Annotated in this window: 21 protein-coding genes; 7 read left to right on the forward strand and 14 right to left on the reverse strand. The window is 71.8% G+C overall.

Annotated features, from left to right (window positions below):
- Positions 1-107: 107 nt before the first annotated feature.
- Positions 108-728 (reverse strand): TetR family transcriptional regulator, encoded by a 621-nt coding sequence (locus tag ACIREE_RS24020; protein WP_404155647.1) that lies wholly within the window; start codon positions 726-728, stop codon positions 108-110.
- A gap of 184 nt (positions 729-912) precedes the next feature.
- Here ACIREE_RS24020 and ACIREE_RS24025 point away from each other — a divergent pair, with 184 nt between their 5' ends.
- Genes ACIREE_RS24025 through ACIREE_RS24035 form a run of 3 tightly spaced genes read left to right on the forward strand, consistent with a single transcriptional unit; the run spans position 913 to position 4,060 of the window.
- Complete coding sequence (locus ACIREE_RS24025) at positions 913-2,256, forward strand: glycosyltransferase family 4 protein (RefSeq protein WP_404155650.1); 1,344 nt, start codon at positions 913-915, stop codon at positions 2,254-2,256.
- Positions 2,250-2,990: a class I SAM-dependent methyltransferase gene (locus tag ACIREE_RS24030; RefSeq protein ID WP_363191375.1), complete on the forward strand. Its 741-nt coding sequence runs from the start codon at positions 2,250-2,252 to the stop codon at positions 2,988-2,990. Before ACIREE_RS24025 ends, ACIREE_RS24030 begins: the two co-directional genes overlap by 7 nt.
- Positions 2,987-4,060, forward strand: a complete 1,074-nt coding sequence (locus tag ACIREE_RS24035; RefSeq protein WP_404155653.1) for a prenyltransferase — start codon at positions 2,987-2,989, stop codon at positions 4,058-4,060. Before ACIREE_RS24030 ends, ACIREE_RS24035 begins: the two co-directional genes overlap by 4 nt.
- A 21-nt stretch (positions 4,061-4,081) precedes the next feature.
- On the opposite strand, the gene ACIREE_RS24040 is transcribed toward ACIREE_RS24035, so the two are convergent.
- Positions 4,082-4,327 (reverse strand): hypothetical protein, encoded by a 246-nt coding sequence (locus tag ACIREE_RS24040; RefSeq protein ID WP_404155656.1) that lies wholly within the window; start codon positions 4,325-4,327, stop codon positions 4,082-4,084.
- A gap of 228 nt (positions 4,328-4,555) precedes the next feature.
- On the opposite strand from ACIREE_RS24040, the gene ACIREE_RS24045 reads away from it, so the two are divergent.
- The gene (locus ACIREE_RS24045) at positions 4,556-5,068 is read left to right on the forward strand and encodes a hypothetical protein (protein ID WP_404156054.1); all 513 of its coding nucleotides are present in this window, start codon (positions 4,556-4,558) and stop codon (positions 5,066-5,068) included.
- Here the strand turns inward: ACIREE_RS24045 and ACIREE_RS24050 are convergent.
- The 7 genes from ACIREE_RS24050 to ACIREE_RS24080 form a co-directional block, all read right to left on the reverse strand.
- Positions 5,063-6,073 (reverse strand): LLM class F420-dependent oxidoreductase, encoded by a 1,011-nt coding sequence (locus tag ACIREE_RS24050; protein ID WP_404155658.1) that lies wholly within the window; start codon positions 6,071-6,073, stop codon positions 5,063-5,065. The two genes, ACIREE_RS24045 and ACIREE_RS24050, sit on opposite strands and share 6 nt — an antisense overlap.
- A gap of 121 nt (positions 6,074-6,194) precedes the next feature.
- On the reverse strand, positions 6,195-7,097 hold the full coding sequence (locus tag ACIREE_RS24055; RefSeq protein WP_404155661.1) for a hypothetical protein: 903 nt from the start codon (positions 7,095-7,097) through the stop codon (positions 6,195-6,197).
- 128 nt (positions 7,098-7,225) lie between these two features.
- Complete coding sequence (locus ACIREE_RS24060) at positions 7,226-8,257, reverse strand: N-acetylmuramoyl-L-alanine amidase (protein ID WP_404155664.1); 1,032 nt, start codon at positions 8,255-8,257, stop codon at positions 7,226-7,228.
- Between the two features lie 22 nt (positions 8,258-8,279).
- Complete coding sequence (locus ACIREE_RS24065; RefSeq protein ID WP_404156057.1) at positions 8,280-8,948, reverse strand: class I SAM-dependent methyltransferase; 669 nt, start codon at positions 8,946-8,948, stop codon at positions 8,280-8,282.
- Between the two features lie 26 nt (positions 8,949-8,974).
- Positions 8,975-10,285, reverse strand: coding sequence for a M20/M25/M40 family metallo-hydrolase (locus ACIREE_RS24070; protein WP_404155667.1), 1,311 nt, complete (start codon positions 10,283-10,285; stop codon positions 8,975-8,977).
- On the reverse strand, positions 10,282-11,652 hold the full coding sequence (locus ACIREE_RS24075; RefSeq protein ID WP_404155671.1) for a cytosine permease: 1,371 nt from the start codon (positions 11,650-11,652) through the stop codon (positions 10,282-10,284). Before ACIREE_RS24075 ends, ACIREE_RS24070 begins: the two co-directional genes overlap by 4 nt.
- A gap of 4 nt (positions 11,653-11,656) precedes the next feature.
- The gene (locus ACIREE_RS24080; RefSeq protein ID WP_404155674.1) at positions 11,657-12,610 is read right to left on the reverse strand and encodes a DUF1177 domain-containing protein; all 954 of its coding nucleotides are present in this window, start codon (positions 12,608-12,610) and stop codon (positions 11,657-11,659) included.
- A gap of 129 nt (positions 12,611-12,739) precedes the next feature.
- On the opposite strand from ACIREE_RS24080, the gene ACIREE_RS24085 reads away from it, so the two are divergent.
- Both ACIREE_RS24085 and pepE read left to right on the forward strand, forming a co-directional pair.
- On the forward strand, positions 12,740-13,561 hold the full coding sequence (locus ACIREE_RS24085) for an IclR family transcriptional regulator (protein WP_404155677.1): 822 nt from the start codon (positions 12,740-12,742) through the stop codon (positions 13,559-13,561).
- Positions 13,562-13,598: 37 nt separating this feature from the next.
- Entirely contained in the window at positions 13,599-14,324 is a 726-nt protein-coding gene (pepE, locus tag ACIREE_RS24090; protein ID WP_404155680.1) for a dipeptidase PepE, read from the forward strand.
- On the opposite strand, the gene ACIREE_RS24095 is transcribed toward pepE, so the two are convergent.
- From ACIREE_RS24095 to ACIREE_RS24115, 5 genes are all read right to left on the reverse strand, one after another.
- Positions 14,291-15,079 (reverse strand): hypothetical protein, encoded by a 789-nt coding sequence (locus tag ACIREE_RS24095; RefSeq protein ID WP_404155682.1) that lies wholly within the window; start codon positions 15,077-15,079, stop codon positions 14,291-14,293. The two genes, pepE and ACIREE_RS24095, sit on opposite strands and share 34 nt — an antisense overlap.
- Positions 15,080-15,185: 106 nt before the next feature.
- Positions 15,186-16,877 carry a methyltransferase gene (locus ACIREE_RS24100; RefSeq protein ID WP_404155685.1) on the reverse strand — a complete coding sequence of 564 codons (1,692 nt, stop codon included), beginning with the start codon at positions 16,875-16,877 and terminating at the stop codon, positions 15,186-15,188.
- 95 nt (positions 16,878-16,972) lie between these two features.
- Positions 16,973-18,139, reverse strand: a complete 1,167-nt coding sequence (locus tag ACIREE_RS24105) for a 4-hydroxybenzoate 3-monooxygenase (RefSeq protein ID WP_404156059.1) — start codon at positions 18,137-18,139, stop codon at positions 16,973-16,975.
- A gap of 194 nt (positions 18,140-18,333) precedes the next feature.
- Positions 18,334-19,605 (reverse strand): MFS transporter, encoded by a 1,272-nt coding sequence (locus ACIREE_RS24110; RefSeq protein ID WP_404155688.1) that lies wholly within the window; start codon positions 19,603-19,605, stop codon positions 18,334-18,336.
- A gap of 242 nt (positions 19,606-19,847) precedes the next feature.
- On the reverse strand, positions 19,848-21,587 hold the full coding sequence (locus ACIREE_RS24115; RefSeq protein ID WP_404155691.1) for an MFS transporter: 1,740 nt from the start codon (positions 21,585-21,587) through the stop codon (positions 19,848-19,850).
- Between the two features lie 307 nt (positions 21,588-21,894).
- Between ACIREE_RS24115 and ACIREE_RS24120 the strand changes: the two genes are divergently transcribed.
- Positions 21,895-24,081 carry an acyl-CoA dehydrogenase gene (locus ACIREE_RS24120; RefSeq protein ID WP_404155693.1) on the forward strand — a complete coding sequence of 729 codons (2,187 nt, stop codon included), beginning with the start codon at positions 21,895-21,897 and terminating at the stop codon, positions 24,079-24,081.
- The last annotated feature ends 10 nt before the right edge of the window (positions 24,082-24,091 follow it).

Raw genomic sequence — 24,091 nt, forward strand, 5'->3', positions numbered from 1 at the left:
GCCCCCTCAAAGCCGTCTGCTCCGGTTGCTCCGTCCAGCGCATGAGCAATTCAACCTTCGGGTGCCCCGAAGTGGATGGACAGAACTGGCCAACGGTGACAGAGGGCTCAGTGGTGGCTTGGATCAGTCAGGTCGATCAGCTTGCAGACCGTCTCGATGTCGATCTTGACCTGGGCGATGGAGGCCCGGCCCGACAGCCACGTGATGAGCGCCGAGTGCCACGTGTGCTCGATGACCCGGACGGCCGAGAGCTGCGCGGGCGTCGGGTCGTCGAGCTCCATCGCGTCCAGGATGATCGCCGTCGTCTGCCGGGAGACCTGGTCGACCTCCGGGCTGACGCTGCGGTCCGCGAACGTCAGGGCGCGGACCATCGCGTCGGCCAGATGCGGCTCGCGCTGCAACGCGCGGAAGGCGCGCATCAGCGTCTCGGCGACCCGCTCGGAGGGCGAGTCCGAGGACGGCGGGCGCTTACGGACCGTGGTGTGCATGTGCTGCAACTGGTCCTGCATGGTCGCGACCAGCAGATGGACCTTGCTCGGGAAGTAGCGGTACAAGGTGCCGAGAGCGACCTGGGAGGACTCGGCGACCTCACGCATCTGCACCGCGTCGAAGCCGCCGCGCGACGCGAGCTGGGCGCTCGCGTGCAGGATGCGGCGGCGCCGTGCCTCCTGCCGCTCGGTGAGCGCGGGGGCACCTTGCGCAGAGCTTCTGCCGTCCGGAGCTGTCATCAGTTCGCTTCCGTGTCCCGTGGTCCAGGCCGTGGCGTGAATCACCCGATCCACCGTTCGCAGCCTCGCTACCTGCCGGTAGATTCGGTGCTCATTGAACGATCAAGTCTGAAACTTGTTCTAGATTAGCGTCCCCACGTACTGTCCAGTGTCCACGGGCAAGCAGGAAGAAGGGTGGCCTGGAGTGACCGCGGAGTCGTTGCGCATCGCTCTCCTCACGTACAAGGGCAACCCGTTCTGCGGGGGCCAGGGTGTGTACGTGCGGCACCTCTCCCGTGAGCTGGCCCGCCTCGGCCACCGCGTCGAGGTCATCGGCGCCCAGCCGTATCCGGTGCTCGACGAGGGCACGGACGGCGAGGACCTGGCCGGTCTCACGCTCACCGAGCTGCCCAGCCTCGACCTGTACCGCAGCCCCGACCCCTTCCGTACCCCGAAGCGCGACGAATACCGCGACTGGGTCGACGCCGTCGAGGTCGGCACCATGTGGACCGGCGGCTTCCCCGAACCGCTGACGTTCTCCCTGCGCGCCGGACGCCATCTGCGCGCCAGACGCGGCGAGTTCGACGTCGTGCACGACAACCAGACCCTCGGCTACGGACTCCTCGGCGGCCCCGGCTCGCTCGGCGCCCCGCTGGTCACCACCATCCACCACCCCATCACCGTCGACCGGCAGCTGGACCTCGACGCCGCCGCGAACTGGCGGCGGCGGATGTCGGTGCGCCGCTGGTACGCGTTCACCCGCATGCAGAAGCGCGTCGCGCGCCGCCTGCCGTCCGTGCTCACCGTCTCCGGCACCTCCCGCGACGAGATCGTCCAGCACCTCGGGGTGCGCAGGAGCCGGATCAGCGTCGTCCACATCGGCGCCGACACCGACCTGTTCTCGCCGAATCCGGCCGTGCCCGAAGTACCCGGGCGGATCGTGACGACGTCCAGCGCCGACGTACCGCTCAAGGGGCTCGTCTTCCTCGTGGAGGCCCTCGCCAAGGTGCGGGCCGAGCAGCCCGACGCGCATCTCGTCGTCGTCGGCAAGCGCGCCGAGGACGGACCCGTCGCCCAGGCCATCGAGCGGTACGGGCTCGAAGGCGCCGTCCAGTTCGTCAAGGGCATCAGCGACCAGGAACTCGTCGACCTCGTCCGCTCCGCGCAGGTCGCGTGCGTGCCCTCGCTCTACGAAGGCTTCTCGCTGCCCGCCGCCGAGGCCATGGCCACCGGGACCCCGCTCGTCGCCACCACCGGCGGCGCGATCCCCGAGGTCGCGGGCCCCGACGGCGAGACCTGCCTCGCGGTGCCCACGGGCGACCCGGGCGCCCTCGCCACCGCCCTGATCCGGATGCTCGGCGACCCGGCCCTGCGCGCCCGCCTCGGCGCCGCCGGACGCGCCAGGGTCCTGGCCCGGTTCACCTGGGCGCGGGCCGCGCAGGGCACGGCCGAGCTGTACCGCGCGGCCATCGACCGGGCCCCCGGCAGAAGTTCTGTCGATGGCCGACCCCACCAGGAAACCTCTCAGGAAAGCAGGGCCACGTGCTGACCGTCGACTTCACCCGCTTCCCCCTCGCCGCGGGTGATCGCGTCCTCGACCTCGGGTGCGGAGCCGGCCGGCACGCCTTCGAGTGCTACCGGCGCGGAGCGCAGGTCGTCGCGCTGGACCAGAACGCGGAGGAGATCGCCGAGGTCGCCAAGTGGTTCGCCGCCATGAAGGAGGCGGGCGAGGCCCCGGCCGGCGCCACGGCCACCGCGATGGAGGGGGACGCGCTCCATCTTCCCTTCCCCGACGAGTCGTTCGACGTCGTCATCATCAGCGAGGTCATGGAGCACATCCCCGACGACAAGGGCGTGCTCGCCGAGATGGTGCGCGTGCTCAAGCCCGGCGGCCGCATCGCCGTCACCGTGCCGCGCTACGGCCCGGAGAAGGTGTGCTGGGCGCTCTCCGACGAGTACCACGAGGTCGAGGGCGGCCACATCCGCATCTACAAGGCCGACGAACTCCTCGGCAGGATGCGCGAGGCGGGCCTCAAGCCGTACGGCACGCACCACGCGCACGCCCTGCACGCCCCGTACTGGTGGCTCAAGTGCGCGTTCGGCGTCGACAACGACAAGGCGCTGCCGGTGAAGGCGTACCACAAGCTCCTGGTCTGGGACATCATGAAGAAGCCCGCGCTGACCCGGGTCGCCGAGCAGCTCCTCAACCCCGTCGTCGGCAAGAGCTTCGTCGCCTACGCCACCAAGCCGCACCTGCCGAAGGCCAGCGGGGCCGCTGCGTGAGCAGTCCTGAGCGGACCGAACTCCTCGTACTCGACGGCGTACTGACGGCCGATCAGGTCGCACAGACGGTGCGCGGACTGCTGGACGTGCAGCGCCCCGACGGCGCCATCCCGTGGTTCCGCCGCCACCACCTCGACCCGTGGGACCACACCGAGACCGCCATGGCGCTCGACGTGGCCGGCGAGCACGAAGCCGCGGCGCTCGCCTACGACTGGCTCGCCCGGCACCAGAACGAGGACGGCTCCTGGTACGCCGCCTACCAGGACGGCGACCCGGGCGACGTCACCGACCGCGGCCGCGAGACCAACTTCGTCGCCTACGTGGCCGTCGGCGTCTGGCACCACTACCTCTCCACCGGAGACGACGCGTTCCTGGACCGCATGTGGCCCGTGGTGTGCGCGGCGATCGAGTTCGTGCTGCGGCTCCAGCAGTCCGGCGGCCAGATCGGCTGGAAGCGCGACGACGACGGAACCGATGTCAACGACGCCCTGCTGACCGGCAGTTCATCGATCCACCACGCCCTCAAGTGCGCGCTCGCCATCGCCGACGAACGCGAGGAGCCGCAGCCCGACTGGGAGTTGGCCGTCGGCGCGCTGCGCCACGCCATCCGGCGCCACCCCGAGCGGTTCCTCGACAAGGACCGCTACTCGATGGACTGGTACTACCCGGTGCTCGGCGGCGCGCTGCGCGGGGCCGAGGCCCAGGCACGTATCGAAGGCGACTGGGACCGGTTCGTGGTGCCGGGACTCGGTGTGCGCTGCGTCGTGCCGAACCCCTGGGTGACCGGCGGCGAGAGCGCCGAACTCGCCCTCGCCCTCTGGGCGATGGGCGAGTCCGACCGCGCGCTGACGATCCTCCAGGACATCCAGCACCTGCGGGACCCGCGCTCCGGGCTCTACTGGACCGGTTACGTCTTCGAGGACCGGGCCGTGTGGCCCGAGGAACTCACGACGTGGACCGCGGGGTCCGTGCTGCTCGCGGTGGCGGCGCTCGGCGGGGACGAGGCGACCTGCCAGGTGTTCGGCGGTGACCTGCTCCCCTCCGGCGTCGAACCGGAGTGCTGCGCCTGAGGCATCCGCGGGCCCAGCCTCTCAGTGGCGGCGCAGCCGGTTCGCGACCGCGTGGCCGACGAACAGGTAGACGACCGCCGCGAGGCCGTAGCCGGCGACGACGCGCGCCCATTGCTCGTCGAAGGTGAACAGGTCGTGCGACCAGCCGGCCAGCCAGCCCGCCGCGTCGTGGACGAACTGCACCAGGTCGTTGCCCCGGTTCGCGTCCAGCAGATACATCAGGATCCAGAGACCGAGGATGAAGGCCAGGATGTCTGCAATGATCATGACAACGCGGCCGGCTTCACTGGTGCCTCGGTAGTGCCGATTGGGAGTCATGGACTTCGGATGTCCCCGATTTCGGCCAGGAAACACGGGCGGGAAACACGTACGGGCCCACCCGGGTGGTGCGGTGCCCGGGGCCGGGTGAGGCTGCGAGAAGTGCAGCCCCCACTGGAGGTATCGGTCGTGCTCAGCTCCCCCCTTCCCGTACGCCGCCTCGTCGTGTCCGTGCTCATGTGCGGCACCCTGCTGGCCGGAACCACGGCATGCAGCGGTGACGACACGAAGGCGTCGGCACAGTCCCAGCCCAGTGCGACCAGTACGGCCGAGAAGCAGAAGCTCGCCAAGACCCGGTTCGTGGCCAACGCGGGCATCGCGGCCGGCGCCACCTACCAGTGGATCGTGAAACCGTGGAAGGCCGGCAAGTTCAAGAGCGGCGCGAGCGGACGCAAGTTCGCGCTCGTCAAGGCGGGCCTCGCGGGCGCCCTCACCTACAACCGGCTGAAGGCCGCGAAGAAGAACGCCGAGGGCGACCCCACGCTCGCCAAGGCGATCGCGCCGCTCTCCTCCGGCATCGACTCGCTCAAGGACCTGCCGAGCAAGCTGCGCAAGGGCGACGGCGCCGACTCGGTGTCCTCCTCCTTCGACGACATCATCAACAAGGTCAAGAGCGCGGGGAAGGGTGCGGGCGCCGAGGTCAAGAACAAGGTGCCGTCGGCATCTGAACTGCGCAACGCCGGCTCATGAGTTGAGCTCTGCCAGGACGCGCAGGGTGACAGGGTCCGGTGACAGGACGAGCAGGTCCGTCACCGGGCCCTCGCGCCATGACTCCAGGCGTTCGGCGATGCGCGCACGCGGGCCGACGAGCGAGATCTCGTCCGCGAACGCGTCCGGCACCGCCAGCACCGCCTCCTCCCGCCGCCCCTCGGCGAACAGTTCCTGAATGCGGTGCGCCTCGGCCTCGTACCCCATGCGGGCCATGAGATCGGCGTGGAAGTTACGCGTGCTGTGCCCCATGCCGCCGATGTAGAACCCGAGCATGGCCTTGACGGGCAGCAGCCCCTCGGCGACGTCGTCACAGACCTGCGCGCGGGCCATCGGCGCGATCATGAAGTTCTCCGGCAGCCCGGTGAGCGCGGCCTCGTACACATCGCTCCTGGCCGGCGACCAGTACAGCGGCAGCCAGCCGTCCGCGATCCGCGTCGTCTGCGCGATGTTCTTCGGCCCCTCCGCGCCGAGCAGGATCGGCAGATCAGCCCGCAGGGGATGGGTGATGGGCTTGAGCGGCTTGCCGAGCCCGGTCCCGTCCGCGCCCCGGTACGGGTGCGCGTGAAAACGCCCGTCGACCTCCACGGGCCCCTCGCGCCGCAGGACCTGCCGCACGACGTCGACGTACTCGCGGGTCGCCGTCAGCGGTGAGCGGGGGAACGGCCGCCCGTACCAGCCCTCGACGACCTGCGGCCCGGACAGACCGAGCCCGAGCATCATCCGGCCGCCGGAGAGATGGTCCAGGGTGAGGGCGTGCATCGCGGTCGTGGTGGGCGAGCGGGCCGCCATCTGCGCGATGGCCGTGCCGAGCCGGATCCGGCTCGTGTGCGCGGCGAACCAGGTCAGCGGGGTGAAGGCGTCGCTGCCCCACGACTCGGCGGTCCACACCGAGTCGTACCCCAGCTGCTCCGCCTCCTGTACGAGGGAGAGGTGGCCGGGGTTCGGTCCGCGTCCCCAGTAGCCGAGTGCGAGTCCGAGCCGCATGCGTGCCCCCTGTGACGACCGAGAACTGACGGGCCGTCAGGTCGGTCCGCCGTGCGCGACTGTACGCGAAAGGCCCCTCGCCCGGAAGAAGATGGGCGAGGGGCCTCGAAGGCGCTGAGGATCAGCCGCGCTGGATCCCCGTGGTGTCCTGCAGCACGCCACGACGGCCGTCCTGCGTCTGGGCGACGAGGCCGGGGCCGCGCTGCTCGACGGCCAAGTACCAGGTACCCGGCGCCAGTTCGGCGATCGGCGTCGGCGAGCCGTCCTCCGCGTACAGCGGACGCGGCACCGGCACGGCGAACCAGAACGGCGAGAAGTCCCCGGCAGGCTGACCACCCTGCGGAGCACCCTGCGCCGGAGCGGCGGCCTGCTGCGGCTGACCGGGCTGCCCACCGAACGGCTGGCCGGGGCCGGGCTGGCCGTGCTGACCGGGACCGGGCTGCCCCGGCTGCGCACCGTACGGCTGACCCGGGCCGGGCTGGCCCGGCTGCTGCTGGGCGCCCGGGTATCCGTAGGCACCCTGCGGCTGACCACCGTAGGGCTGCGGCTGCTGGGGGCGCGGGGCGCCGACGAGGGCGCCCTTGAGGGCCGGGACCAGGGGGGTGGCGATCGCGGCGGCGGCCATGATCAGGGTGGCGATCAGGGCGAGGATGGCGCCGATGCCGACGTCGGCGCCGTCGCTGCTGCCGCCGAAGTTGTTGGCGCCCCCGGACGGGTCGAAGATGTTGCCGAGAGCGGCCCATGCCGCGAGCACGGTGCACGCGACACCGAACTGGCCGAGGTCCAGACCGGCGACCTTGCGCGGCTGGGGCAGGCCCCGGGCGACGACGATGAGGACCGCGCCGATGATGCCCGCGAGAACCACGCTCATCAGCAGCGGTCCGCTGCTCCACGAGTTCGGGCTGCTGAAGCTGCCGGGCACGTTATCGGGGAGCGAGTAGATATCGAGGAACGAGGCGATGAACAGCAACACCGCTGCTCCGATCACCACGCCGTCGCCTCGAGTGAGGGAGCGGATATTCACTTCAGGTCCTTCGTCAGTCGTCTCGTCATCGGAGGAGGCGGCGCCATGCGCGGAGGTGGCCCCTCATCGTAGGAGGGACACTATCGTCCGCGTCCTGTGGGTGTCTGCCGAGATCCACAGGGTGACAGCTACCCGCGCAGGAAACTCACGATTCCCTCAGAGAGGCCCTGGGCCGCCTTCTGCCGCCACGCGCCCGAGGTCAGCCGGGCCATGTCCTGCGAGTCCCTCATGTTGCCGCACTCGATGAAGACCTTCGGCACCGTCGACAGATTGAGTCCGCCCAGGTCACTGCGGGTGTCCAGGCCGGTGCCACCGCCGATGTAGTTCGACGGGGGCTCTCCCGTGGCCTGGAGGAACTTGCCCGCGATGCGCTCGCCGAGATCGCGCGAGGAGGAGACGATCGGGCGGGTGTCCGCGCCGCCCGCGTGCACCGATGCGGGAAGGATCACATGGAAGCCGCGGTTGCCGACGGCGGAGCCGTCCGCGTGCACGGAGATCGCGGCGTCGGCCTTGGCCTGGTTGCCGATCGCGGCGCGCTCGGTGACGCACGGGCCCCAGGCCCGGTCGCCGTTCTGCGTCAACTTCACGGTGGCGCCCTGCTGTTGCAGGAGCGTGCGCAGGCGGCGTGACACGTCGAGCGTGAACTGGGCTTCCGTGTAACCGGCGTTGGTGGACGTGCCCGTGGTGTCGCACTCCTTGCTGGCGTTGCCGACGTTCACGGTCCGATTGATATCGGCCGTGTGCCGAAAGTTACCCGGATTGTGACCCGGGTCGATGACGACGACCTTGCCCGCGAGCGGTCCCGTGCCGCCGCCCGCCGGTTTCGACGGTGCCTTCGACGTCGGCTTCGCGGAGGGGGACGCGGAGGATTTCGACGGGGAGGGGCTCGGCGCCTTCGCGTCCGGGTCCGTGGGCGTCCCGGCCGCGGAGCCCGATGACTGGCTCTGGCCCGGCGCCGGAAGCGTCTTCGGCGGCTCGCCCTCGCCGGGGCTGTTCACGACCGACCACAGCAGCCAGGCCGCGAGCGCCGTCGGCACGAGCGCGGCGAAGGTGACGAGCACCGGGCGACCGCGGAAGCGGCGCCCGCCGGATCCCCGCCGCGGGTCGTCGTCGCGATAGAAGTCATCAAAGTCGTCTGGTTCCGGACCTACGTATGACACGTTCTCGACCTTAACCGCGCTCTCAGATCCCCGCTCCTGTTCGTCGCAGGACGCGCAGCGATTCGCACGCCGACACCTCGGTGAACGCGTGGGACGCGAGGGCCCGCTGATACACGCGGTACGGGGCCTGCCCCGTCCACTCGTCGTGCTTGACGGGGAAGACGTCGTGGATGGCGAGCAGACCGCCGTCGGCGACGTGCGGGGCCCAGCCCTCGTAGTCGGCGTTCGCGTGCTCGTCGGTGTGGCCGCCGTCGATGAAGACGAGGCCGAGCTTGCCGCCCCAGGCTTTGGCCACCTGCGGGGAGCGGCCGACCAGCGCCACCACGTGCTCCTCCAGGCCCGCCGCGTGCAGCGTGCGGCGGAAGGTGGGGAGTGTGTCCATGAGACCGACCACCGGGTCGACCGTCTCCGGGTCGTGGAAGCCCCAGCCGGGCTGCTGCTCCTCGCTGCCCCGGTGGTGGTCGACCGTGAGGGCCGGGACGCCGGCCGCGCGGGCGGCGTCGGTGAGCAGGATCGTGGAGCGGCCGCAGTACGTGCCGACCTCCAGGAGCGGAAGCCCGAGCGCCGCCGCCCCGACCGCGGCGGCGTACAGCGCGAGGCCCTCGCCGAGCGGCATGAAGCCCTTGGCCTTCTCGAAGGCGGCGAGGACGTCCGGGGCCGGGGTGCTCCCTGAAGTGGTCATGCCGCCCATGCTGCCGTACGCCGTCGGATGCCTGCTCAGCAGCCCTGCCACAGGCGGGTCATGACGCGGACGCCGAAGCGCAGGCCGTCCAGCGGGACGCGTTCGTCGACGCCGTGGAACAGCCGCCCGTAGTCGAGGTCGGCCGGCAGCTTCAGGCCCTTGAAACCGAAGCAGCGGATGCCGAGATGGGTGAAGGCCTTGGCGTCGGTGCCGCCGGGGTTGCAGTAGGGGACGGGGTGGCCGTCCGGGTCCTCGGCGCGTACGGCCGCGCACATGGCGTCGACGAGCGGGCCGTCGAAGGTCGTCTCCATGGCGATGTCGTGGTTGACCCACTCGCGGGAGACGGAAGGAAGGAGCAACGCGTCGATCGCGTCGATGAGTTCCTGCTCGTGGCCGGGGAGGAAGCGGCCGTCGACGCGGGCCGTGGCCTTTCCGGGGATCACGTTGGTCTGGTAGCCGGCGGTGAACATGGTGGGGTTCGCGGAGTTGCGGAGCACCACCTGCATGAAGTCGGCGACGTGGCCCAGCTTGGCCAGCTCCGTGTCCAGGTCCTCGGCGTCGAAGTCGATCGTGACGCCCTGGAGGTCGGCGGCCTCCTGGAGCAGGGCGCGCACCGGCTCGATGAGGCGGACGGGGAAGGTGTGGCGGCCGATGCGGGTGAGGGATTCGGCGAGGTCCGTCACCGCGTTGTCGTCGTTGGGGGAGGAGCCGTGCCCGGCGCGGCCCGTGGCGGTCAGCTCCATCCAGGCCATGCCGCGCTGGGCGTTCTCGATCGGGTAGAGGCGCCGGGTGTCGTCGAGCGCGTAGGAGAATCCGCCGCCCTCGCCGATCGCCTCGGTGACACCGGAGAACAGGTCGGGGCGGTGCTCGACGAGCCAGTGCGCCCCGAACTTGCCGCCGGCCTCCTCGTCGGCGAGGAACGCGAGCACCAGGTCGCGGGACGGCTTCGTGCCCGTACGCGCGAAGTGCCGGGCGGTGGCCAGCATCACGGCCACCGTGTCCTTCATGTCGATGGCGCCGCGGCCCCACAGATAGCCGTCGCGGATCTCGCCGGAGAACGGCGGGACCTGCCACTCGGCGGGGTCGGCGGGGACGACATCGAGGTGGCCGTGGACCAGCAGGGCGCCGCGGTCGCGGTCGGTCCCCTCGATCCGGGCGATGACGCTGGCGCGGCCCGGCGCGCTCTCCACCAGCTCGGAGCCGATACCGGCCTCGGCGAGGCGGGCCACGACCCAGTCGGCGCAGGCCCGCTCGGAACTGGTCGGGTTGGAGGTGTCGAAGCGGATCAGCTCGGCGCAGAGCTCGACGACTTCGCGCTGCGCTTCTTCTGAGGCCAAGGTGGTCATGCCGCTCCTACGGGGGCTTGCCCGGCTGAGACGGGGAGCGCGTCCCCGGCGTCGTCGGTGTCGTTCAGGGTCGTGGTGCCGTACGTCCTGATCCAGCCGAGCAGTCCGAGCACGGTGTAGAGGACGAACGCGGTGGCCAGGGAGTTCAGGGCCGGGATGCCGCCGTCGTAGAACTTGCCGACGCAGAACGCGGCGGCCCAGATGACCAGCGACATCGGCACCCAGGTCGGCGAGGTCGTGGGCAGGGTGCCCGCGTCGCGGGTCTCGTCGAGCGGCTTGCGCATCCGGCGGACCACCCAGTACTCGGCGACGACGATGCCGCCGATGGGCGGGATGGCGACGCCGAGCACGGTGAGGAAGTCGGTGAAGTGGGTCATGATGCCGACCGCCGAGAGAGCGGTGCCTGCGATGCCGAGACCGATGGTGACCGCGCCGCGGTGCAGGCGCTTCTTGAAGACGACCTGGAAGAAGTTGACGACGCCGAGCGAGGAGCCGTACAGGTTCCAGTCGTTGATCTTCGCGGTCGACATCAGCACGACCAGGACGCCGAAGACGCCTGACGTGGACAGGACGATCTGCGAGACCTCGTTGCTCTTGACCATGTGGCCGAGGAGCACACCGGTCAGGCCGACGATGTACTCGGAGAGGATCATCGAGGACGCGGTCTGAAGGAAGACGTGCGCGCCCTTCTTGTTGTAGCGGGTCATCTCGGGGGCGACGATCGCGCCCGTCATGTAGCCGCCCGCGATGGCGGTCGCGGCGACCGAGAGCGGGATCGTCTGGCCGGGCGGCGGCGAGCTGAGCAGATCGCCGAGCGAGTGCTCGCCGAGCGCGTCGAACACCGACCAGGCGACCATCGCGAAGAAGAGCGGGGTCACGATCTTGGCGAAGATCGCCATGTAGCGGAAGCCGAAGATGACCAGGACCGTGATGGCGAGGCCCGCCACGATGCACCACAGCCACGACGGGCCGCCGACCAGGGACGACACGCTGTTGCCGAAGATGGTGTTCTGCACGCCGAACCAGCCGACGAGGCTGACCGCGATCACGAAACTGACCAGGGCCGAGCCGTTGCGCCCGAAGCCGACCCAGCGGGTCAGCAGCGGTGTCGAGAGGCCTTCGCGCATGCCCGCGTAGCCGATCAGGAAGATGACGACTTCGAGGATGACGGCGCCGAGCGTGAACGCGAGGAACGCGTTGCCGAAGGTCATGCCGACGCCGATGGTGGCGCCCAGCGTGAACTGCGAGATGGAGCCTGACTGGGCGAGCCACTGCAGCAGCATCGTCCAGAAGCCGAGGCGCTGGTCGCGGGGGACCCGGGACAGCGCGTAGTCGTCACTGCCCACGTTCTTCTTCGTGGTGGCCATGGCGTCACGACTCCCTAGAAGCGCGGCCGAGTGTCTGCAGATGGGTCAGCGGGCCGTAGCGGCTGACGAGGCCGTCGAACTCCACCGCGTCGTGGAAGTCGAGCCGGCCGCCGCCGAAGGCCTTCGCCGTCTCGACGGCGAACCGGGCCGCGGCCGCGATGTCGCTCTCGTGGCTCGCGCCCGTCTGGCAGCCGGGGACCGCGGCGGCCGAGGTGACCGCGAGGCCGACGACCGGTGCGGCGGTCGCCGTGGCCGGCTGCAGGATCGAATTGATGTGATGTGCACCGTTACCGTACGGCGTGATGTCCTGCGTGGTCACGGGGTACGTGACCAACGGCTCACCGGTGACGACGGCGAGGAGCTCGCCGAGCTGCTCGCTGACCCGCAGCACCCACCCCTCCTTGACGGTGGGGGACAGGGCGAGGCCCTTGTGGTTGATGATCCGGTTGCCCTTGGTGGTGTCGATGGAGAGCACGGCCTCCATGTCCTCGGTCACCTCGTGCCGGTTCATCGTCGCGATGTCGACCGGCGAGTCCATGAACGGGACCGGGTCGTGCGGCGCGGTCGGCGCGTCCGGGCAGATGTGCGTGGCGACGACGACGTCCCCTTCGAGCACGTCGCCGCGGCGGCGCATGTCGAGGAGCTTGGCGGCCGTCGCGAGCGCGGCGGCGGCGCCGTCCGCGTCGGATACCAGGCCGGTCATCTCGGGCCGGGCGCCCACGCCGCCGAGCCGCCCGACGACGCCGAGCGTACGGGCGCTGCCGCCGCGGCTCCTGCCCTTGCTGCCCGGGATGCGGACCAGCACGAAGTCGGTCGAGCCGCGCTCGCCGTCGACCGTGGTCACCTCGGCGCCCGAGCCCTCCAGGCCCGCGAGCGAGTCGAGATAGGCGACGGCGCGCTTGCCGTCCGCGTGGGGGTCGTCCAGCAGATCGACGACATCCAGGACGTGCTTCAACATGCGGGGTCCCTCTCACTGCTCGGCGCCCGGTCGCGGTTCCACCGGTGCTGACAGCAGACTCGGGATCGGATACCGTTCTCGGCAACTGTTTCCCGTTATTTGCAATTCAGGTCTGGATGGTGAGATGGCGTGGCGGACATCCCGCTCGACGACCGGAAGACCCCGGCCGGTGCGCTGCAGACCGTCGACCGGGCGCTGCTGGTGCTGCTCGCCTTCGAGCGGACCCGGCCCGACTGGGGCGTGACGGAGGTCGCCGCCGAGTTCGGCTGGGACACCTCGGTCGCGCAGCGGCTCCTGTCGACGCTGGCCGGGCGCGGCTTCCTGGTCTCGGACCCGGTGACGCGGCGCTACCGGATCGGCCCCGCCGTGCTGCGGCTCGGCCGCCTCTGGGAGCGCTCGGGCTCACTGGAGCTGCTGGCCGGGCCGGTGCTGGAAGAGCTGCGCGCCGCGACCGGCGACACGGTCCTGTTCTGCCTGCCCGACAACTTCCACATGCGGTGCGTCGCCGCCGTCGAGGGCGAGGAGGGGCCGCTGCGCTACTACCCGCTGGTCGGCGAGTTGTACCCGGCGCACGCGGGAGCCACCAGCAAGTCGTACTACGCGTACCTGCCCGACGAACAGCGCCACCGCCTCTTCCGGGGCCGCCCCATGGCCCGCTTCACCGAGCGCACGGTCACCGACCCGGACGAGCTGGAGCGGGAGTTCCTCACGGTCCGCGCCCAGGGGTACGCCTGGACGGTCGGCGAGTACGACGCGGGGATCGGCACCGTCGCCGTGCCGGTGTTCCTCGGGCGCGAGCCGTACGGGAGCCTCAGCCTCGGCGCCGCCAAGGAGCGCTTCCCGGACGGGCCCGACGACCGCCTCGACGCGCTGCGCAGGGCGGCCCGGCTGCTGGAGCGCCGTCTCACCCACCCGCCGCAGCGCAGCCGCCGCACCACCCGCGCCAACTGACCCGCTTCCACCGCCTGTTGCCAGGAGCCACCCCCTCATGAACCTGCTGCTGCTCTCCAACTCCACCCAGCACGGCCGCGGTTACCTCGAACACGCCGTGGACACCGTCGCCGGCTTCTTGCCCGCGAACGCCCGCCTCGCGTTCGTGCCGTACGCGCTCGCCGACCACGACGCCTATACGGCGAAGGTGCGCGGCGCCCTTGAGGGCGCCGGGATCGACGTGCGCGGCGTCCACGAGGGCGGCGACCCGCTGGCCCAACTTGCCTCGGCCGACGCGGTGTTCATCGGCGGCGGCAACTCCTTCCGGCTGCTGAGCGCGCTGTACCGGACGGGGCTGCGGGACGCCGTGATCAAGGCCGTCCGGGACGGCCTGCCGTACATGGGGGCCAGCGCGGGCACCAACATGGCCGCGCCCACCCTCCGTACGACCAACGACATGCCGATCGTGCAGCCCCCGTCCTTCGAGACGCTGGGCCTGGTCCCCTTCCAGATCAACCCGCACTACCTCGACCCGGACCCGGCCTCCACGCACAAGGGCGAGACCCGCGAGGAGCGGCTCACCGAGTTCCTGGAGGAGAACGACGTGCCGGTGCTCGGGCTCCGCGAGGGTTCGTGGCTGCGGGTGGCGGGGGAGCGCGCCACGGTGGAGGGCGGGCGCCCCGCCCGGCTGTTCCGGCGCGGGGGCACTCCGCGGGAGCTTGAAGTGGGTACGGATGTGTCCGAACTCCTCTACTCGAAGCCGCGGTTCGACGCCTCCTCATAATGTCGGGGGTTGCACAGCACCGCCGCGCCCAGCATGAGGGGCAGCCCGGCGGCGGGCACCGTCCACCACGGCAGACCCGTCCACACGGCCGGTAGGCCCACCCCGAAGCAGACCACGACGATCGTGATGAGGAGCCGCCTGCCGTACGGCTCCCAGGTGAAGGGGGCGAGGTCGCGGGGCCGGACCAGGCGGACCGCGCCGAACACGAGCGCCTCGGCGGCGAGCAGCGCGGCGCCCATGCCCATCGCGGCGTTCATCTGCAGCTCGTCGCGGGGCGCTGCGGAGCTGTTCTGCCGGACGCCGCCCTTGCCGAGGACAACGATGTCGCGGCGCCAGACGGTGGCCGTGACCCGGTCGCCCGGCTTCAGCTCGTCGAGGAGCGGACCCGGATCACCGAAGTCCACGACGCCCTGCCAGGAGGTCCCGTCCTTCAGGGTCGCCTCGTACGTGGCATTCCTCCCGCCGTCCTTGATCACCGTCCGCACCACGGTGAACGGCCGACTGCCCAGGCAGTCCGTCCGCGCCCGCTCCTGCTCCGTCGCCCGCGCGGGGCACGGTTCGGCCGCCCGGTAGTCCTGGTAGCGATCCCGGTCGGAGGGCAGCCACGCGGTGAACGCCAGCCAGCAGAGCACCACGGAGATCACGGCGGCCAGGATCAGCAGCACACCCGTGAACCGGACGCGACCGGTCGATCGCCGGCCCTTCCCCGGTGGCTGCCCCCTGCCGTTCGCCCGAGCCCGTTCCTGTGTCGTCATCGCCTGCCCCCTCCGCCCCCTTGACCCCGGCCCTCATCATCCATCGGCCGCGAACGGCAGGTAGGACAGTTCGGTGAACAGGCGCGGTTCGACGTCCTGCAAGGGGTCAGTGCTCCGCCGACGGATCGGTTCTGCGGGCGTGCAGTACGTGGCCGTCCAGGGGGAGGGGCGCGCGGCCGACGAGAGTCAGCCCCGCCTCGTCGAGGAGTCGTGCGTAGTGGTGGGCGGTGCGTTCGCGGCCGCCGACGTTGCACCGCATGTGCAGGTCCCAGGCGGTGGCCAGGGAAGGGGAGTTGTCGGTGGGCAACAGGCGCTCCACGACCAGGAGGTCGGCGTCGGCGGGCATGGCGCGCGCGCAGTGCCGCAGGATCTCCAGGCACCGCTCGTCGTCCCAGTCGTGCAGGACGCGGGAGAGCAGATAGACGTCCGCGCCGGGCGGTACGTCGGCGAAGTCACCGACCACGAAGGCGCACCGGTCGGCGTCGAGGCGCAGGCGGGCGGCCTCGACGACGTGCGGGCGTTCGAGCAGCACGGCGTTCAGCCGCGGATGGGCGGCGAGGATGCGGCCGAGCAGTTCCCCGGTGCCGCCCGCGATGTCGACGACCGTGGCCCCGCGCGGATCGCGCGCCGCGGCGGCGAGCACGGGGTGGGCCGGGAGCGGTTCGAACATGCGCCGGCTCGCGGCCATGGACCGGTCGAAGAGCTCGGCGAGGTGCGGGTCCCGGGCGAAGTGGTCGAAGTGGTTGTCCCCGAAGAGGTGCTCGAAGGCGACCTGCCCGGTGCGCACGGTGTGCGCGAGGGCGCCGAAGGACTGGTAGAACGGGCCGCCGTACATCAGGGCCAGTGCCCGCATCGAGTCCGGGTCGTCCGCGCGCAGCAGCGTCCCGACGCCGGTGGGCCGGAAGTAGCCCGGGGCCTCCTCGACGACCACGCCGAGCATGGCCAGGTAGCGCAGCAGCACCGCCAGGCTGTCCGCGTCGGCGCCCACCGCGCGCGCCAGCGCGTCGACCTCGACGGCCCGGTCGGCGGGGAGCGCCTCGGCCACCCCCAGCTGCGCGAAGGCGGTCAGCGCCTGCGTCGTCCATGCCCCGGTCAGCAGCCGCAGCATCGTTTCGGCAGGCTGTCGGGCGCGGGACTCGTCCAGGTGGCCGGCGAGCTGGTCCCGGTGGTCGCCGGGGGCGTACAACTCGATGCGCCGGTACGCGGACTTCGCCGCGTGGGAGGTGGCGAAGTAGAACACCGTGCCGTTCTCGTGCGGGTTGTACCCGCCGCCGTCGGGGACCGCCCCGCACCCGGCGAACAGTGCGCACAGGCCCCGCAGCACCAGCGGGTCCGGGGCCGGCACCTCGAAGGCGACATGCGCCTCGTGGTGCGCGGCGCGCTCCAGGGCCGCGATCTCCTCCAGGTCCGAGCCCGGCGGCACGGTCAGAGCGAAGACCTCGACCATCCGGCGCTCCCCGTCCCGGCCGGTCACGGAGGGGCGCAGGATGCCCACGTCGAGGTCGTCCACGGTGCGATGGTGGCGCAGCGCGAGCCGCTCGCGCACCACCACGCTCGGCTGCGGCGGCCGGTCCACGGTCAGACCGCACGCCGCCAGCATCTCGGTCAGCGTCCCCGGACCATCGGGGAAGACCAGCAGCGCGGCATGGGCGAAACGGCAGCGCTCCACCAGCGAACGCAGTTCCGGGCCGTCGAGCCCGGGGAGCAGGAGCGGCAGCAGTGTCTCGCTGTCCTGCCCTGTGATGAAGTCGACCGCCGCGCGCAGGCGCGACGCGTCGTCCGACAACGTCGTGATCATGACGAGGTCGTCCTCATTTCGGTGTGAGGTGTGAGGTGTGGCGTGTGAGGGGTGAGGGTGGTGTGTCCGGGGGCTGGTGGGCCGCGCGGCGGACGTCATACGCCGACGTACCGCTCGGCGAACCAGTCCTGCTGGCTGCGCGAGGTACGAAGTGCCGTCATACGGGAACGCTGCAGGCAGTTGAGGAACGGCGACTCATGCTCCGGGCCGGGCGCGCCGTGCAGCAGCCCGATCATCCAGTGCGAGAACTCCTGCGCTCCCCAGATGCGGGGGAGGCACCGCGCCGAGTATCCGTCGAGCCCGGTCGGATCGCCGTGGACGAGGTCGTCGATCAGGCCCTGGGCGAGCAGCTCGGCCTCCAGGACCGCGAGGTTCGCGCCCTTGGCGGCGGACGGACTGATCAGGCTCGCGGCGTCGCCGGCCAGGAAGAGCGCCCCGAAGCGCAGCGGTTCGAGCACATCCGACTCCAGGTCGACGACGCCGCGCTGCACGATGCGGCCCCGGCGCAGCGGGCCGTACTCCTCGGCGCGCATCCGCACGTCCAACTCGTCCCAGATCCGCTCCTCGGACCACGAGTCGGCCGGGGTGTCGCGCTCGCACTGCAGGTAGTAGCGCGTGACCTCGGGGGTGCGCGCCATGTGCCCGGCGAACCCCCGCTCGTGCACGGCGTAGCCCACGGCGTCGAGGCTCGGCGGCGCCTCGGCGAGCAGGCCGAGCCAGGTCACCTGGTGGTCGCGGTGGTAGCGGCGGACCGCTCCGGCCGGCAGCGAACGCCGCGCAGCACCGTGCCGGCCGTCGCATCCGGCGACGTAGCGTGCCCGCCACCGGCCGGGCCGGCCGTCCGCCGCCCGCACGCTCACCGACGGAGTCGCGCCGTCCGCGTCGAGGACGGCCACCGCTTCGGTGCCGAACCGGATCCGCCCGCCGGCCGCCAGGAAGCATGTCAACAGGTCGGTGACCAGGTTCTGTTGGGGATACACGGTGTGCTGTTCCCCGTCGCCGAGCCCGCTGTAGTCGAGCCGGAACCGGCCGTCCCCGGTACGGAACTCGCAGGTGCCGTGCGTGCGGCCGTCCCGGTGCAGCCCGTCGGACAGGCCGTGCCGGTCCAGGATCCGTACCGTGTTGGCGGCCAGGAATCCGGCTCGCGCCCGGGTCCGGACGTGGTCGCTGTCCGCCCGCTCCAGTACGACGCAGTCGATCCCGCGTATGTGGAGCAGGTTGGCCAGTACCAGGCCGGCTGGTCCGGCCCCGAGAATGACCACGTCAGCCGCATGATCGACGGCTGGTTTGTGCTGACTTTCTGTCACGGAACGGAGTTTAGGCACGGAAATCACTGCCTCTCGTCACAAGTCACCTGAATGCCAGCATGACCTCAAGTAGGGCGCATCCTGGCTGTGTTGGACCCCGCTTATCGGTGTAGAGCGCACGCGCACGGGTGCACGCGCAGGGCGCTCCGTCACGGGCGGGGCGGGGTGCCACCGCTGGGGCTCGGCGGCAGCACACGGCCCAGTCGGGCCAGTGGGGAGAGGGCTATGAGCAGGGGCGACAGCAGCATCCCCGCCGCCGTCGCCAGCAGAGCCGTACGCAGGCCCCACGCCCCTGCCAGTGCGCCCCCGAGGAGGGAGCCCAGCGGGGTGACGCCCATCCCCGCGAAAGTGATCGTCGCGGCCGCGCGGCCTTGCAGCGCGCTCGGGGTGAGGGCCTGCCGGACGGCCATCACGGTGACGTTCACCAGCTGCCCGCCCGCGCCGAAGACGAACTGGACCGCGACCAGCACCGGCAGCGTCACCGATGGCGGGCCGTGCAGGGCCGGTACGCACAGCAGGATGCCGTCGCCGAGGGCCGCCGCACAGACCAGTACCGGCCCGTGTCCGAGGCGGCCCGGGAGGCGCGCGGCCAGCACGGCGCCGAGGACCGCGCCCGGACCCGTCGCGGCGAGCGCGAGACCGACCGCGGCGCCGGACAGATGCAACTCCCTTGGCAGGAACAGTAGTTGGACGGTCATCGTCGCCGCGAACGAGAACTGGAAAGCCGCCGAGGCCAGCGCCACCGCCCGCAGGGCCGGCTCCCGCGCGACGAAGCGCAGGCCCTCGTGGATCTGCCGCGGCACGGGCCTGCGTACGGGGTCGCGGGAGACCGTCTCTCTGCGGCGGATGCGCCGGACCGGGACCGACGACAGCGCGAAGAACAGCGCGCAGACCGCGGTGGCGACCGGCGTCGGCACCAGCGACACCAGCGCGCCGCCGAGCGCGGGGCCGCCGGTCTGCGCGGCCGACCGGCTTCCCTCCAACGCACTGTTCCCGCGCGTCAGTTGATCGTGCGGCACGAGACGTACGAGCGACGCCTGATACGCGACGTCGAAGAGGACGGACAGCGCCCCGACGGTGAAGGCGGCGACGTACAGGCCCGGCAGCCCGAGCACACCGAACGCGCCCGCCACGGACGCCGCGCCGAGGGCGAGGGCGCGTGCCAGGTCGGACCCGACCAGCACGGGCAGCGAGCGGCGCCGGTCCACCCAGGCGCCGACGAGGAGCGGGAGGAGGAAGAGCGGCACCTGGCCTGCCGCGCGCAGGGCACCGACGGCGTCGGCATCGGCGCCGAGGGAGAGGACAGCGGTCAGCGGGAGGACCACCAGGGCGGTGTGCTCGCCGAGTTGGGAGACGGTCTGGCCGCACCAGAGGCGGCGGAAGTCGCGGTCGTGCCACAGCACAGGGACCCCTTGGGGCATGGGTGTCGAGCGGAGAAGAGCTCGCTGTGCCGTGCGAAGCGCGAGGGCGGCACGCGATGACGGGGTACGGGAACGTCAGCGCGTGCGCGGGAGACCGACCATGGCCCGAACGGTAATCGGTCCGGGCCGTGCGGCGCCACCGGATATCGGCGGCGCGGCGCCGCACAACCGAAGACGCGCCGCGCAAGAGCGCGACGCGTCTTCAACTGGGCTGCCCGCAGCCCCTGTTACCGTAAAACCCGTCAGACCTGTTCGGCGACCGCGGCCAGCGCGAGGTCGACGTGGACCGGGCGCTCCTCGCCGTGGTGCGTGGCGGCCGAAGCGTGCGGGGCGTGACCGGGGGCCGTCGCCGCGAGGACGTAGGAGCCGCCGGAGGGCACCGTGAGCGCGTAGCGGCCCTCGGTGTCGGTCAGCGCCGCACCGGCCTGCCGCCCGCGCCGGTCGATCAGGGTCACCTTGGCGTGGGCGACGGGCAGACCCGCCGGGTCGAGGACCTGGCCGCGGAAGTCGGCCAGGGCCGCCTCGGCGCGCGCCAGGTTGGCGTCCTCCTCGCTGCTGGCCCGCAGCTGGACCTGCTGGCGCACGGTGGCCGCGCGGCGTCCCGGCAGGAAGAGGGCGAGCAGGACGCCGAGCGCGACGGCGCCGGTGGCGATCAGGAACGAGACGCGGAAGCCGTGCATCGTCGGGACCGCGGCGCCGCCGACGTGGTTCGCCGTGTTGGCCAGGACCATGCCGATGACCGCGGACGACACGGACGTACCGATCGAGCGCATCAGGGTGTTGAGGCCGGTGGCCGCGCCGGTCTCGGAGGCGTCCACCGCGCCGATGATCAGCGCGGGCAGCGAGGAGTAGGCGAGACCGATGCCCGCGCCCACGACCACCGAGATCAGAATCGTCTGCCAGGCGGCGCTCATCAGGCCGAGCCCGGCGCCGTAGCCGATCGCGATGATCAGCATGCCGAGGATCAGCGTGACCTTCGGGCCGAAGCGAGCGGAGAGGCGGGCGTACACGGGCGCGGTGAGCATCATGGTCAGGCCGAGCGGCGCCACGCACAGACCGGCGACGACCATCGACTGGCCGAGGCCGTAGCCGGTGGCGGACGGCAGCTGGAGCAGCTGCGGCAGGACCAGAGAGATCGCGTAGAACGCGACACCGACCATGATCGAGGCGAGGTTGGTGAGCAGCACCTCGCGGCGCGCGGTGGTGCGCAGGTCGACCAGCGGCGCCTTCAGGCGCAGCTCCATCACGCCCCAGCCGAGGAGCACGACGAGGGCCGCGGCGAACAGGCCGAGCGTGGTGCCGCTGCTCCAGCCCCAGTCGCTGCCCTTGGTGACCGGCAGGAGGAACAGGACCAGGCCGAGCGAGAGGCCGATGGCGCCCGCGACGTCGAAGGTGCCCTGGGCGCGCAGCGGGCTCTCCGGGACGAAGACGAGCGTGAGGACGATCGACACGACACCGAGGCCGGCGGCCGCGAAGAACAGCGCGTGCCAGTCGGCGTGCTGGGCGATGAGCGCGGAGAGCGGCAGCGCGAGGCCACCGCCGACGCCGATCGAGGAGGACATCAGGGCCATGGCCGAGCCGAGCTTCTCGGGCGGCAGCATGTCGCGCATCAGGCCGATGCCGAGCGGAATGGCGCCCATGGCGAAGCCCTGCAGCGCGCGGCCCCCGATCATCACGATCAGTTGGTCGCTGAAGCCGCAGATCAGCGACCCCACCACCATGATCGCGAGGCTGGTGAGGAGCATCCTGCGCTTGCCCGCGAGGTCGCCGAGGCGGCCCATGATCGGGGTGGAGACGGCGCCCGCGAGCAGGGTCGCGGTCATCACCCAGGTGGCGTTGGAGGGTGCGGTGCTCAGCAGCTCGGGCAGGTCCTTGATCACCGGCACGAGCAGGGTCTGCATGACCGCGACGACGATGCCGGCGAAGGCGAGGACGGGGACGACGCCGCCTGGTCGGCGGGTGGTGGTCGTCGGCTGGGACATTACGGAGGGCCTCCGGAAGGCGGTCTCGGGAACGGCGAGAATGCGCGTACAGCGGTGGGCGCGCGTACGTCGGCGTACGGGAAGATCGGGTGTGGTGCGGGCGGACCGCGGGTGATGCGGACGGTCCGAGTGTGCTGCGGGCAGCTTGCGTGTAACTCGAACCTGTTTCCCGAGGCGACTATTCCGACGATCGTCGTACGAGTCCGATCCTTGACCTTTTGTTTACATGGGCGCCCTCTCCGTTAATCCTGACCCACCGTCAGATTTGCTCTTCCGCTCTACTGGAACGTGTTCTACCGTGCGCCGCATGGGCATCGCCATCACGCAGGAACAGCGGGAACTCGCGGACGCGGTGCGCGGCTGGATCGCCCGCGCCGTGCCGCCCGACGAGGTACGCAAACTGCTCGACGCCCCGGCCGCGCCGGGCCGCCGCCCGCCCTTCTGGGAGGGGCTCGCCGGGCAGGGCCTGCTCGGCGTGCACCTGCCGGAGTCCTGCGGCGGCGGGGGCGGGACCCTGCTCGATCTCGCGGTGGTCGTCGAGGAGGCCGGCCGGGCGGCGCTGCCGGGCCCCTACCTCGGGAGCGCGTTGGCCGCCGAGGTGCTGTGGCGGGCGGGGCGGCGCGCACTCGCGGGCGCGGTGGCCGGCGGGGAGCGGATCGGCGCCGTCGCGTTCGGGCCCGGCGGGCTCAGCGCCGTCGCCGGGCCGGACGGGCTGATCCTCGACGGGGCCGCGCCGCCCGTGCTGACCGGCGCGGACGCCGATCTGCTCGTGCTCGCGGCCGAGAGCGCCGACGGCGTCGTATGGCTGGCCGTCGACGCCGGCACCCCGGGGCTCGCCGTGCGGGGGCACGAGAGCGCCGACCCGACCCGGCCCACCGCCGAGGTCGTCGCGGCGGGCGCCGTCGTCCCGGCCGGCCGGGTCCTCGCCGTGGACGGCACCCTCGTCCGCGATCTCGCCGCGATCCTGCTCGCCGCCGACGCGTGCGGCACCGCCGCCTGGGCGCTGCACACCGCCGCCGAACACGCCAAAGTACGCGAGCAGTTCGGGCGGCCCATCGGACAGTTCCAGGGCGTCAAGCACCTCTGCGCCGACATGCTCATCCGGGTCGAGCAGGCGTGCGCCCTGGTGTGGGACGCGGCGCGGGCGCTCGCGCCCGGTGACGAGCGTGCCGACGACGACGTGCGGGGTCTTGTCGCCGCGCTCGCCGCCGGGTCCGCCCTCGACGCGGCGTACGGCTGCGCCAAGGACTGCGTCCAGATCCTCGGCGGCACCGGGTTCACCTGGGAACACGACGCCCATCTGTATCTGCGCCGGGCCGTCGTCGCCCGGCAGCTGCTCGGCGCCGGGGACGCGCACCGGCTGCGCGGCGCCCGGCTCGCCGAGGCAGGGGTCCGTCGCGAGTTGCGGTTCGCGCTGCCCGCCGAGGCGGAGGTGCACCGGGAGCGGGCCCGCGCGGTGATCGAGGGGGTCCGCGGCCTCGACCCGGCCGCCGCGCGCCGCGCACTCGCGCCCGCCGGGTACGCGGCGCCGCATCTGCCCGCGCCGTACGGCCTCGGCGCGGGGCCGGTCCAACAGCTCGCCGTGCAGCAGGAGTTGAGCGCCGCCGGAGTGAAGGTCTCCGACCTCGGCATCGCCACCTGGGTCGTCCCCTCCCTCCTCACGTACGGCACCGAGGCACAGCGTGTCCGCTACCTCCCGCCGACCCTGCGCGGCGACCTCCTGTGGTGCCAGCTGTTCTCCGAGCCGGGCGCCGGCTCGGACCTGGCGTCGCTGCGCACCCGCGCCGAACGGACCGAGGACGGACGGTGGCGGATCAACGGGCAGAAGGTGTGGACGAGCGCCGCCCAGTGGGCCGACCACGGCATCCTGCTGGCCCGCACCGACCCCGCGGCCCCCAAGCACAAGGGCCTCACCTACTTCCTCGTCGACATGAAGAACACGGACGGCATCGACATCCGCCCGCTGCGCGAGATCACCGGGGACTCCCTCTTCAACGAGGTGTACTTCGACGACGTCCTGCTGCCCGCGGACGCGGTGGTCGGCGAGGTCGACGACGGCTGGCGGGTCGCCCGGCACACGCTCGGCAACGAACGGGTCCACATGGCCGACCAGTTGACCTTCGACACGGGCCTTGAGGCGCTCCTCGCCCGCGCGGGCGACCTCGACGGCGCGTACCGGGCCCGGATCGGGGCCCTCGCGGCGGAGGCGCACGCGCTCGGCTGCATCGGCCTGCGCACGACGATGCGGCAGGTCGCGGGGGAGGAGCCCGGCGCCGGGGCGTCCGTCCGCAAACTGGTGCAGACCCCGCACCAGCAGAAGATCGCGGAACTCGCCCTCGAACTCCTCGGCCCCGCGGGTGCGCTCCGCGAGGGGGCGGGCGAGCGCGCCCTGCACGGTTTCCTGCTGTCGCGGTGCCTGACGATCGCGGGCGGCACGACGCAGGTGCAGCTCAATGTCGTGGCCGAGCGGATTCTGGGGTTGCCGCGGGACTGACGCCCGCCCC

It is taken from the genome of Streptomyces sp. NPDC102467 (genome assembly GCF_044765445.1).
Classification (GTDB): Bacteria; Actinomycetota; Actinomycetes; order Streptomycetales; family Streptomycetaceae; genus Streptomyces.